Source organism: Pelagicoccus mobilis, assembly GCF_016595505.1.
GTDB lineage: Bacteria > Verrucomicrobiota > Verrucomicrobiia > Opitutales > Opitutaceae > Pelagicoccus > Pelagicoccus mobilis.
The window spans coordinates 162239-174624 of record NZ_JAENIL010000005.1; the positions used below are offsets into that span (position 1 = coordinate 162239).

Sequence of the window (12386 nt, forward strand, 5' to 3'; positions counted from 1 at the left end):
AGGAATTCACTTGGAGGAATCCTTGCTCAAGAGCTCATCTATTTTCGTCCCGAACGGGACCTTTTCTTCACTCAGGATTCCCCGAGCATCCATAACTTGGTCTCCGCTCGAATTTTGCCATTTAAAGAGAGTGCGGCGCATTTTCCTGAGAACCCCCACGTATTCAGGATCCGTAGCCAGATTGCGGGTTTGCAACTCGTCAGCCTCTAGATCGTAAAGCTCTACCGGCTCCTTCTCCGACGCGTAATAGACGGCCTGCAATGCGTTCAGCTCCCCTTCCTCATGCAATTGAGCCATACTCTCAAAACTCACGACTTTTCTAGCGTAGTGGTTTGCTCGATATGGGATCTCCGGAAAGAAGTGATGAATGTATTGATACTTCTTGGTGACAATCGCTCGCGAGCAATCGAAGACGCCATTCATTCCATCGCGCGTCGCCACCACATACTCGCGTGAGGAAACATCAGCCAATAGGTTCAGACCTTCCATAGTCGGAGGCACACAGACTTTCGCGGCGCTCAAAACAGTCGGAGCGATATCGATGATACTAGCTAATTCGCCATTGACCGCACCCGCATCTAGATTCCCAGGCCACCGCATGATCAAAGGGACATGGATACCCGTTAGCCACAGATTCTGTTTATGACGCGGGAGAGTCGCCCCGTGATCACTCAGAAGAATAACAAGCGTATCCCTATCCAAGTTCGACAGCTCCAAGGCATCGAGAAACTTCCCCACTTCAACATCAGTGTGAGAGACGGCATCTAAGGCAGAGGCCAGAACCAGACGCACCTCCTCGTTGTCGTAGTAGTGAGGCGGGACATCCACTTCAGCCGGGTCCACTTCGATCCCCTTTTCTATCGCCCACTTACGCCCCGGTTCGAAGCCATGCTTCTTGCCTGTTTCGATATTGGCGTAAGCGAAGAAGGGTTGCGTGTTTTTCCTCTGACTCCACACGCCGCCCTTGAAATAAGTCGAAATGTCAATTGGGTCGATTATCTGCAGGTGATCGAAAACCTCCTTCCCACTCTCCTGATTATTCTCCGGCTTCCCTCGGTCAAAGTTCAGATCCGTCTTAGCCGTCGCACCGTACAGCTTATTGTACATACGGTCGCCATTGCTCTTGAAGTTGACCGTAAAGTAACCCGCCTCGCTCATGAGTTCCGTCAGAATATGACACCCCTCCGGAAGCGTATCAATGTAGTGACTACGATGATTCGGAGCTCCGATGGTCGACGCGTAACATCCTGTAAACAATGAAGTATGACTTGGACTGCACACGGTTCCCGACGCATAAGCCCGCGTAAAACGTACCCCTTGCGAAGCGAGCCGATCGATGTTCGGTGTAGTCACGAGTTCATTTCCATAACACCCAAAATCAGGATCCAGATCGTCGAGAAACAGAATCAATATGTTCGGCCTGTCTTGGGCCTCGACTAATTGTACGGGGTACAGCCCTTGCAAAACGAGGACAAGTAAGAGGATGTGTTTCATTTCGTCTTTAGTCTGAGACCTTATCGTTTACGGCGAGGCTGTAGGTCGCCGCGGTGAGGCGATTTCAGGACTGGCGGGTCAACGCCCCGCCCTACAGGTTGTGAGAATGCACAAGGCGACGCTCCCGAAGTAGATCCACTATTAATTGTTACGTTACCAAAGATCCTCGCCATACTCCCAGCCCTTGCGGACAGGTTCCTTAACGAATGCATTCACTTCCTTGTGATTGGTGATCTTCATCTTCTTGGCGTTCCACTTGAGTGTTTTTCCGGAACGGATAGCTAAACCGCCAAGCAGAACCACCTCGGTCAGGGGAGCCGCGTAATCGAAATTCGAGCCAGGAGTTGGCCCGCCTTTGATCGCATTTAGCAACTCCTTATGCGGACCGCCTTTCACCCGTGGGAGAGGACGTTTCTTGAGCAGATCACCGTACTTGGCCATATTCTTCCGTGGCCAAAGCATCGGGCTCTCCGGGCGCATACCTTCATGATAAACCGTTTCTTCAGAACCGATCATGTACATGCCATTACTCGGCATCGTATCCATTCCTGGAAGCTTCGGCGGACGGATCGTTCCCTCGTACCAATGCAATTTCACGGGGGGCATTTTCCCACGTGCTGGGAAATGGTAGATCAGGTGAGCCCCCTTAGGGGTGAAGTGCTTGTTCGCCGGTTCCGCAAGTTCGACTTCTACCTTCGTCGGCATCCCCAGTTCCAAAGCCCAGAACGGTGTATCCAAACAGTGGCAACCGATGTCGCCCATCGCGCCGACGCCGTAATCCCACCAACCACGCCAGGTCGTGGGTGCATAGATGGGACTGAACTCCTTCTCGGGAATCGGTCCTTGCCAGAGCTTCCAGTCAAGACCCTCGGGAACTGGAGCTGAAACAGGTGGATATTGCTTCTGACGTGGGAAATAGGTCGGCTCCGGTCGATCCGTCCAACAGTGGACTTCCCTCACCTCGCCAAGAACCCCTGCTTGAAACCACTCCACAATGAGTCGTGCCCCTTCGAAGGTGTGTCCTTGATTTCCCATTACGGTCTGCACGCCATACTTTTGAGCAGCTTTCTGCATGGTCCGTACTTGCCAGATGTTGTGAGCCATCGGCTTCTGAACAAAAACATGCTTCCCCGCTTCCATGGCAGCCATCGTCGCTGGAAAGTGCGTGTGATCAGGAGTCGAGACCATCACGACATCGATCTTGTCGCCCATATCGTGCAGCATCTCGCGGAAGTCGCTGAACGTCTTCGCTTGCGGATTCTGGTCCGCAATCTCAGCGGGTGAAATATCGTTCGGGAAGAACTTCCACTCCGGATCATCCCTACGCCAATCCACATCACAGAGAGCCACGAGGTTCTCCGTCAATCCCGCTTTCACCGCACCTTTGCCCATGTGACTGATTCCCACACAGGCAACGTTCAGCTTATTGTTAACTCCCAGCGACTTCGCTATCGAAAACCTTGGGATGACGAGAGATCCAGCTGCTGCGATCGCTGCCTTTTGAACAAATCCTCTACGAGAAACGTTTGGGGTCATTTTCTGTATCAATTATTTGGGGTTAGTTGTAGGGTCGTCGCTTGAGACGCACCGCATTGCAGGAATCAACTCCTGCGGCATGCCCTACGATTGATGGTTCCTTAAACTTACATCCGGTAGAACTCCTCCCAGCCCTTCCGTGGAGCTGGGTCGAGCAAGGCATTGGCCGCTTTGCTATTGGTGAAGGTCTTCTTCTCCCGGCTAAAGTGCAGTTCGCCACCGAGACGCTGCGAAATCATACCCATGTTGAGAACCTGCGAAAGCGGAGCCGCCACGCTAAACGGCGAACGAGCTTCCTCTTCCCCTTTACAAGCCAACAGAAAGTTCTCCCAATGGTGCGAGTTCTTAGTCGGATACTTCGGGAGCGAAGGATGCATCTCCTTGTATTTCTCGCGGGGCACTATACGAAGCGGCTGCTCGTGAGAAATTCCTCTGAACACGAGGTCTTTTCCATAGAGCACCTTGCCAACATAGTGACTGCGTGGAGCTTTATTATCCTTGCTGAAGTTATTGATCGCCCCCGGCTGTTCAGTCTTAAGGTCCCTGTATTCAGGAGCTATATACGGTCGGTTGTCTTTTCCGTCGTGCCAATTCAATTCGCAAGCAGGCATTCCCTCACGCTCAGGGAAATTGAAGCGGATGTGAGAGGCTTTCGGATAGATCAGCGGGTGCCGTCCCTCCAGCTTCACCGCGGTCACCTTCTCCGGATAACCGAGTTTCAGGAAGCGGTGCGGCGTGTCGATCACGTGCGCCGCCCAATCTCCTAGCATACCGCAACCGTACTCGAACCAACCGCGCCAGTTGCGAGGATGCAGCAAGTCACTGTAGGGACGCTCTGGCGACACCGAGCACCAAGTATCCCAATTGATGCTCGGATCCATCGAACGCTCCGGATAATCCTTAAACTTGTCGACCCAACCACTCCACCTTAGACCGTTCACCTGGTAGGCATCGATCTTTGTGATATCTTTGATGATACCGGCCTCTGACCACGCCTTGAACTGGAAATAGTTGTATCCAGAGTGCCCTTGATTCCCCATCTGAGTGACGACGCCGGAGCGCTCCGCCAAATCCATCAAGCGCTCGCATTGCCCAAAGGTGTGAGCCAAGGGTTTCTCGCACCAAACATGCTTGCCGAGCGACATCGCCAACATGGTACAGGGGAAGTGTGACTGGTCAGCCGTCGATACCACGACCGCGTCGATCTCGTCCGCCATCTCATCGAACATCTTCCTAAAGTCGTTGAACTGCCGAGCATTTGGGTGGGCAGCCGCTGACTTTTTGGCCTCGTCGCGGTTTAGATCGATATCACAGAGGGCGACAACATTTAGCAGGCCGGTTGTCAGAAAGGCCTCGCGATTGCGGAAGCCTTTTCCCGCGCTAGCGATGAAAGCAACATTGACCCGTTCGCTGGGCGGCAGGATGTCACTGCTGGATTGCTTTCCTAAAGCGACATAGGAAGGCAGAATCGTGGCCGCGCCAAAAGCGAGCGACGATTTCTTGATAAAGTCACGACGTGAATTTGCAGGGGTATTCATTTTTTGAATCTCGTTTATTAGTAGGGTCGCCGCTCGCGACGCACCGCATTGCAGGATAAGCAAACCCGCGGGGAGCAAGTCCCAGCCCTACCGATCTATTTCTCAATCACCCAGATGTTCCGGTACTGGGTCGGGTTGTGGTGGTTCTGTATCAGGATCGGACCTTGTGCTACTTCAGGTCGCGGCCCCCTCGGACCACCACCGGTTCCGCTGGGCAATACGAAGTCGTCGTGGATCAGGACACCATTTTGCCAGACGCTGATGCGAGCAGATGAAATCTTCTTCTCGCCTTCGAAGCGGGCTGCGGTAAATTCGATATCAAGGCTCTGCCAGCTCAATGGAGGCAGGCACATGTTAACATTCTGTGTATTCAGACCATAGACACTGCCACACCAGGTATTCGGTTTCTTGATTTGCTTGATGTCCTTCCAAGCCTCGGGCGATTCATCGAGACCAAACGTATCCGCCACCTGCACCTCATAGGCACCTAGGGCAAAAACGCCACTGTTGCCGCGATCCGGGTGGCTCAACGGAAGCTCCGGCTTGTAGGGCACCATAAACTCAAGGTGCAGCTTGAAGTCCTTAAACTGCCGACGGCTCTTCGTCCCCGCCTGTAAGAGACCGTTCTTGATCTTTCCATTCCCCCACTCCTCGACGCTTGTTCCGTCAAAAAGCGTGATCGCACCCTTTGGCGCTTTCGGAAAATCCAACCTCGAGGAACGGTCTACTTTCTTGAATCCCTTCAAGCGCGCCTTGATGGCATCCAGCTCCACCCACTCATGCTTAATACGGCCGCCATCCCATCCAGCTCCTGGCAAACCACCACGGTAGATCGAGAGATAGAACCGCCCTTCGGCAGGAACGACCTGCAGGGCTGTCTTCCCTTTCTTGTATTCTCCCAAATAGTCAAAACCAGGATGCTCCTTTGCCGCAGTGGAAGCATCCGTCCATGTGGGCGTGGGAGCAGGCTTCGCAGAAAGAGTCGCAGCCAGCGCCGCGAACGAGAGGGAAACGAGGATTTTGGGGAGCTTATACTTCATGGGGTGAATCAAGGGGCCCATTTATAGCGCAAGTCCCGCTTCCCCAACATAGTCACAAGTCTCAAACTCCGTGTCGTTCGTCGCAAGTGGCTCGCAAGCCTAAGTAGCACATGCGTACCACCTTGGATATCGTTACACGTGAGCATGAACGATGTTCCATTAGCAGGAAAGCAACGCTTCGTCGTTGCCACAATTCAGCTGGAAATGACGGAGCATTTCCCTCCTACAGGGAAGAGCGGGAACAAGCCCCTCTTCCCTTAAGACGAACTCTAAAACAAGGGACCTATTGCCCCCCCGTTAGCTGTCCAAAGAAGTCCGTATACGCAGTTTCCTCAGGAGCTAGCGCTATCGCCTTCCTCAAACTCTCGATCGCACCCGGAACATCTCCAGTGCGCGTTTGCAGTACAGAAAGATTGAACAGCCAACGATGCTGGTCCGGCTCAATCTTAAGGGCGCGCTTAATGTAGTCGATCGCTTGGGCTTGCTCTTCCTTTTCCGCGTAAAGCAAACCTGTCGAGAACAGATACAGACCAGTGCTGGAATCGTAACCGTGCGCAATTCGCATCTGCTTTATGGCTTCATCGACCAGTCCAACCCGGTCCATCAGAATCGACACGTCGTAGCGGATCGCTGCTGCCTTCCGATCGAAGCTAATCGCTAACTCTCCATACTTCCTCACGTCTTCGATATTCCCTTGCGTCGCCGCATAGGCGGCCAACTTGAGGGCCCCGGACGGACGATCCGAATTCGACTGGATATACGTTTCGTACTCCTCGAGAACATCTCCCGTCAGGAAAGGGCTACCCGCCAACGTATCGGCAGCCTGCATACGGACGATTCTGCGTTCATCAACCAGAGCAGCTTGGACTTGCTCAAGCGCATCAGGACGCGTGCCTAGCACAAAAATTGCCGAGTCACGCACCAGAGGGTGCTCGGACTTCGCGTATTTCATAGCGGCTTCCTTCACTTCCTCGATAGGAGAGAAGGGTCGCATCATGCGTAGCCAGCTCGCCTTCCAATACGGATTCTCCGTTTTTTCGAGTCTCGCAAGCAGCTTGCTTGGCTCCTGCATCTCGCCCGTCCAAACCTCGTTTAGCGTGTGAGCACGATCGCGCAAGTCCGCCACGCGCTCCGAGTCTCCCCACTTTTCTTCAAACCATGAGAGAAGCTCATCTGTGCTCTTATCATCATGACACTTGCTGCACGCATCTGGGACATCGAAATGCTTGGCCATATAAGGATCAGGAATCGTGAAGCCATGGTCGCGGCGTGGATCCCGCGCCATGTAGTCACGTTCCGGCATGTGACACTCTACACAAGAGTTACCGGTCGAATTGATCGGGTGGAAGCTATGGTTCAGCAAATCGACAATCTGCGCATCCATCCTTCCAGTACTGTGGCACTGAATACAAGTCGCATTATTGTCCGCCGGCAGCTTCAGCTCAACCGAATGAGGATCATGACACTCCATGCAGGTGACTCCCGCATGTCCCATCTGGCTATGCATCAGTGAACCGAATACAAAATCCTCTTCATCCGCCTTGCCATCTTCGAAGTAGGCAGTCGGGTGGTCATAGAGCATGAGACGATAGTGGTCTTCGAAATGGTCACCCACCCTGAAATCACTGTCGGTCAACTCCTCACGCCGGGCGTGGCAGCTTCCACAATTCTCAACCATGCGTCGCATCTCCACCTTTGGCGGCGAGACATAGTCGTCCGTCCCTGCGATAGCGACGTGTTCCTCCATGCCAGTAGTGTGGCAGGAAATACAGGTAATCCCTTGATGCGTCCATGTACTCGCGTAGGAGTCGGTCTCTGGATCGTAGTTTTTCTCGTATTCAGTCGTATGGCACCAGGCGCAATTCGAGTTCCAATTCATGCCTTGCCCGGTCCAGTGTCCCCACTCCCCTAAGAACCGCTCTTCGTCGCGAAAAACGTTAAACCACTCGTTCTCGTCCATGTCCCAAGCCATCGAGTGCGCCTGCCAACGTCCTCTCTCCCCTTCCACGAGAGGCTGCTGCAACGGCGTGGTCCCGATAACCGCTTTCGCCTCGGCGGCGATATACTCTCCGTCGGCGTCCTTCTCGCTGATCAACAGACGTTCCCCGTCGACATCGACGCGGTACTCGCGACCCGCGATGTCCTTAAACTCTCCAACCTCGTAGCGATACCCTTCCATTTCCGGATCGACGAACCGATTGGCGTTCGCGTGGTGGCTCGAGATCCAGGACTTATGCTCGTCTTCGTGGCACTTGAGACAAGTCGCAGGATCTTTCCAGTCCGCCATAGGATGCGACTTCACCTTCGCGTTCTCAGTCTTTTCAGCGGTTTCCATCCCACTCTCTTCCGTGCGAGAGCATCCAAAAATAAGCAGCATAGCGATGCCGTAACAGGCAGCAGTCGCTCCGATCAGTTTCTTTTTTGTCAGGCTTGTCATGAGATCTCGCTAAAAAAGCATGAAATCAGGCAACGCATCGAGACTAAAGCTCACTGAAAGTATCAAAAGTTTCAGGCCTAAGTAGCTCAATCTCTTGAAGTTGGCTCGCTAGTCGTATGCTCCCCGATTCAACCGACCCTTTTCACTCGCCGATTGGCTTGAGTGGTCGGGATGACTGGATTGCTCTCGCTAGCGCTCGACCGCGCTGCGGCTCCCTTCGGTCGGCCATCTCCGCTAGGTTCCCTCGCTACGTCGAACCGCTTCGCTGGTTCAAATCTTCAGACTGATGCCCCCCTGTTCAACCGGCCCTTTTCTCTCGCCGATTGATGTGAGTGGTCGGGATGACTGGATTCGAACCAGCGACTTCTACGTCCCGAACGTAGCGCTCTACCAGGCTGAGCTACATCCCGATTATGCAGAAACACCTACAAACTCTCCCGCTATGTGGCAAATGGTTAATGACCCCCTTCGTCATTTTACTCAACGCCTGCAGAACCTGAAGCACCACGAACCAGTCCAATCGCGGAAAACCGAGCCCCTTTGAACTACTCCTAGTATCAAAATTCAGAATACTAATCCAAGCATCCAGCATCTAGATACAAAAAAACTCCACAGTTTCGCTCGATAAAGCGATACCGCGGAGTCGATCATGAGTCGGCAGCAAGGCCAGCCGACTTAGTCCTTCTTGATTTTGGTGATCTTGGACCCTTCGAGCGAGAGATTGTACATCAATCCCTTACTACCAAAAACAAAGGCTACGACAGGCTCGTTCAGAGTCTTGGAATCGATCTCCCCACCAGCTCCGATATTGGCGATCGCAACGCTTCCGTCGACCCCCACTTCCCAACCTTCGCTCGAGCGAAACTTGTTTAGAGCAGACTTCTCTAGAAACAGGATCACCTGACTGCGGCTCTGCACACCAATTTGGAAACCGATCGAAGCGCTGGCCGTACTGTAGTAGTCCACGCGCTTCCCTTTGACGAAAAGAGCACCTTCGCCGTACTCACCGCCAATACCGAATCCAGCCTTCCCGACACTTGGGAAGACCAGCATCCCAGCCGCATCTTCAGCAAGCCGCTTGCCGGCAGTCGTATGTTCGTAAAAATCTTCGATCGCCTGGTCGATCTTGGCGTCGAGAACCTTCTTCTTGGCCGCAAAAGCGGAGCTAGCACTGAAAACGAGGGCGATAAGGCCGAGGCAAAATAGTTTTTTCATTGATGGATTAATTGCTGATTCGAGGAAAGATATCGGCTTTCCGGACAACCCTAAAAGCGGTTTGCTCCATTAGACAACGTCGCTCCCTCAATTATTCAGCAAAAATTCCCACAACTGCGGACTCTTCCGGCCCAAATGGTAGCTCTACTGGGTGATCCCTGAGATGATCAAGCCACTCGGAATATCGGGCTTAACCGCATCATCTCCTAGAGGCAATATCTGCCCTTGCAGGCTTGCCTGAGTGAAGGACGCGCTCGCCATTCCGCTTTGCGAGCCTCCGGCGACCGCAAATCCCAGAAAGACTGACTCGCCCAAATCGATAACCTCCTCGCGCAGCAATCCCCACTCTGAAGAAGCCGAGGCTCGCGAATAATAACGGACCGTTCCTCCAACCCGATCGATCCGCAGCCAAGAGTCTCCCGAGCTTGTCTCGAAACCGCCTACGGATTCCGTCGCCCCCCCACGCAAGTCACGGGTCCTCACTTCCAACTTACCCGCCGCATCGCGCAGCAGGGAAGTCTGCTTTGCCATGCCGAACAGCGCCGAGCGCAACATGAGACCAGCCACACTCTGAGACGAAGCAGCCGAGAGCTCATTCAAATTGGCGCTGATCGATACGTCTCCATCCGCCCGCAGGAAATAGTAGCGGTGCGAATCCGAATCACCGGCGATCAGCCCGTTTTCATTTTCCAAATAGAACTCGTCGGACGCCAAGTCATAGGATGCCGTTCCTGAACCCGCTTCATCGTCCACTGATAGCGTCCGCAGATTATCCACGATACTGCTGGAGCTCGGAGCCGGTCCAACCACGATTCCCTTGAGCGAAGTCACCGTCTCCACACGACCCTCTATCGTGGCAACCGCCGATAGCTCGTAGCCACCCTCCATCGACACGTCCATGGTGAAAGCGTAAGGGGATGAAGCCACCTCTCCAAGCAGTTCTCCGTCGAGGAAATAGCTTACAGAGGAAATGAGCGACACGTCGGAAGCGCTAGAACTCAGAGAAAACGCCTCACCTACACGCGGGGCCGATCCGATCGTGTCCACCGCCAGCTGCAGGGTCGGAAATTCGAAAGCGTTCACCGAATAGAGAAACTCCGTGCTCGCGATATCTTCCCCGTCGGAAACCGTAAGCGTGATCGTAGCCTCACCCGAACTATTGGCGTTTGGCATCAGCGAAAGCGTACGATCCGCACCTGAACCGCCGAGCAAGATACCGTCGGCATCGATCAAATCCAAATTACTGCTGCTCACCGTCACCACCAACTCACCAGCCGCAGCCTCGAAATCAGAAACGCTAAATGACAGCTCACCCGTGGATTCGTTCTCCTCGACCTCCACTGCCAAAAGACTCGAAATTGTAGGGGCGACATTGATGTAATGCGGCGCCACATTCGTATAGCCCGAGTCGCCAAACGCATTGTAAGCATTCACGCGATAGCTGTATTCCACGCCCGCCTCAGCAGTCGTATCGACATAGGCTTCGGAGTCCGGCCCGACCTGAGCGATCAACTCGAAACTCCCATCGCCTACCGAGCGCTCGATATTGAAGCCATCCTCGTTATCCGAATTGTCGCTCCAAGTGAGCTGCACATCGTCGCCCCAAAGGGAGCCGGAAAAGGCAACAAGCAGAAACGCAAGGACGCTCCACTTAGCGAGACAGTTGGATGGGTTTGATAGGAAAGAGGTCGCTGACATGCCCCGCACTTCGGGGCTCGCAAACAGAATTTCACTCCCCAGTGCGAACATGAAGAGTTTGCCCACAAATAGCTGGGGAGAATTCCGACTTTTCGCAGAAGATTCTACCAAAGCCCCCCTTGGGGACTTTTACTTCCTTACGTCTAAGCGCCCTTTCAAGGCCGGTTCAAAGGCCATCCGCAAGCTCCTTGACGAGGTATTCGGTGTCCTTCCAACCGATACAAGCGTCGGTTATAGATTGCCCGAAACGACGCCCTCTCGAGTCGTTGGCATCCTGGCGTCCCTCGACCAAATGGCTCTCTAGCATAATGCCAGCGACACCGTTCTGCCCCTCCTTTACCTGGCGAGCAATCTCCTTGGCTACCAACGGTTGCTTTCGGTGGTCCTTACCTGAATTCCCATGAGAACAATCCACTACCACCGGCCGGACCAAACCGAGCTCCCGCCCTTGCTCAACGACCTGGGCGACCGTTTCCTCTGAGTAGTTCGGCCCGCATGAACCACCCCTGAGAATGATATGAGCCCCCGCATTTCCCTGGGTCTCAACCAGTACGGGCCTTCCCTCCAAGTCTTGTCCGAAGAACGAGTGAGCGCATTGGGCAGACTTCACAGCATTAAGCGCGGAAGCAGAATTTCCATCCATCGCATTCTTCATCCCCACCGGGAGCGCGAGCCGACTCGCGAGCTCTCGGTGAATCTGGCTTTCCACCGTGCGAGAGCCAATCGACCCGTAGGCCATGCAGTCCTCCAGATAGAGAGCGAGGAGAGGATTAAGAAACTCCGTAGCGCAGGCCACCCCGCTCTCGTTCAGGCGCACAGCCAAGCGCCGAGCAATCGTCATCCCCCCGCTCGGACTGCTTTCGCCTCCAGAAAGCGGATCGTAGAGCATCCCCTTCCACCCGACGACACTGCGAGGCTTCTCGAAATAAGTCCGCATAACTAACACAATCTTATCCGCGACTTCCTCAGACAAGCGACGCATCCGCTCCGCGTAGACCAACGCCGAATTCACATCGTCGATCGAACACGGCCCACAAATCACCGCCAAGCGGCCTTCGTCGCGCCCCGCGAAAATGTCTTCAAGCGCAACGCGCGTCCGAGTGACCGTATCCCGCCCAGCTTGCGAAAGCGGTATATCCCGCCTCAGCTTGCTAGGAGGTAAGATCGCAGTCGTCACATTCCGGTCCGCCTCCTCTGAAGAGGGAGACTTTAATTCAGGCAAAGCTGTCGTTTTCATGGGATCGTTCCTAATTTTTTGTTTTTCAAGATTCTGGACATGCAAAAAGCCCTGGGATTCACATCGGAATACCAGGGCTTTCTGCGGATTATTTTGGCTCTATACTAATGTGTGCTCAATCACGCCCCTGGATTCTTCCAGAAGTAATAAAACCAAAAAACGTAAGAAGTGAGCTGTCTCATTTAGATCGC

General features: G+C 53.8%; 8 protein-coding genes and 1 tRNA gene. All 9 read right to left on the reverse strand.

Annotation, left to right across the window (positions count from 1 at the left end):
* Nucleotides 1-6 precede the first annotated feature (6 nt).
* Entirely contained in the window at nt 7-1494 is a 1488-nt protein-coding gene (locus tag JIN87_RS03880) for a sulfatase family protein (RefSeq protein WP_200354210.1), read from the reverse strand.
* Nucleotides 1495-1647: 153 nt separating this feature from the next.
* Entirely contained in the window at nt 1648-3030 is a 1383-nt protein-coding gene (locus JIN87_RS03885) for a Gfo/Idh/MocA family protein (protein ID WP_200354211.1), read from the reverse strand.
* 107 nt (nt 3031-3137) lie between these two features.
* Nucleotides 3138-4568 (reverse strand): Gfo/Idh/MocA family oxidoreductase, encoded by a 1431-nt coding sequence (locus JIN87_RS03890; protein ID WP_200354212.1) that lies wholly within the window; start codon nt 4566-4568, stop codon nt 3138-3140.
* A gap of 95 nt (nt 4569-4663) precedes the next feature.
* A complete protein-coding gene (locus tag JIN87_RS03895; protein ID WP_200354213.1) occupies nt 4664-5608 on the reverse strand; it encodes a 3-keto-disaccharide hydrolase in 945 nt (314 codons plus the stop codon).
* 283 nt (nt 5609-5891) lie between these two features.
* Nucleotides 5892-8045: a cytochrome c3 family protein gene (locus JIN87_RS03900; RefSeq protein ID WP_200354214.1), complete on the reverse strand. Its 2154-nt coding sequence runs from the start codon at nt 8043-8045 to the stop codon at nt 5892-5894.
* A 333-nt stretch (nt 8046-8378) separates the two neighbouring features.
* Nucleotides 8379-8455, reverse strand: a tRNA-Pro gene (locus JIN87_RS03905).
* A 265-nt stretch (nt 8456-8720) separates the two neighbouring features.
* Nucleotides 8721-9260: a BPSL1445 family SYLF domain-containing lipoprotein gene (locus JIN87_RS03910; RefSeq protein WP_200354215.1), complete on the reverse strand. Its 540-nt coding sequence runs from the start codon at nt 9258-9260 to the stop codon at nt 8721-8723.
* Nucleotides 9261-9404: 144 nt separating this feature from the next.
* A complete protein-coding gene (locus tag JIN87_RS03915; protein ID WP_200354216.1) occupies nt 9405-10958 on the reverse strand; it encodes an Ig-like domain-containing protein in 1554 nt (517 codons plus the stop codon).
* A gap of 166 nt (nt 10959-11124) precedes the next feature.
* On the reverse strand, nt 11125-12195 hold the full coding sequence (locus JIN87_RS03920) for a 3-deoxy-7-phosphoheptulonate synthase (RefSeq protein ID WP_200354217.1): 1071 nt from the start codon (nt 12193-12195) through the stop codon (nt 11125-11127).
* Nucleotides 12196-12386: the final 191 nt, after the last annotated feature.

Coding starts and splice junctions, on each gene's coding strand:
- JIN87_RS03880 (WP_200354210.1), bottom strand. CDS start 1,494: ATGAAACACATCCTCTTACTTGTCCTCGTTTTGCAAGGGCTGTACCCC.
- JIN87_RS03885 (WP_200354211.1), bottom strand. CDS start 3,030: ATGACCCCAAACGTTTCTCGTAGAGGATTTGTTCAAAAGGCAGCGATC.
- JIN87_RS03890 (WP_200354212.1), bottom strand. CDS start 4,568: ATGAATACCCCTGCAAATTCACGTCGTGACTTTATCAAGAAATCGTCG.
- JIN87_RS03895 (WP_200354213.1), bottom strand. CDS start 5,608: ATGAAGTATAAGCTCCCCAAAATCCTCGTTTCCCTCTCGTTCGCGGCG.
- JIN87_RS03900 (WP_200354214.1), bottom strand. CDS start 8,045: ATGACAAGCCTGACAAAAAAGAAACTGATCGGAGCGACTGCTGCCTGT.
- JIN87_RS03910 (WP_200354215.1), bottom strand. CDS start 9,260: ATGAAAAAACTATTTTGCCTCGGCCTTATCGCCCTCGTTTTCAGTGCT.
- JIN87_RS03915 (WP_200354216.1), bottom strand. CDS start 10,958: ATGTCAGCGACCTCTTTCCTATCAAACCCATCCAACTGTCTCGCTAAG.
- JIN87_RS03920 (WP_200354217.1), bottom strand. CDS start 12,195: ATGAAAACGACAGCTTTGCCTGAATTAAAGTCTCCCTCTTCAGAGGAG.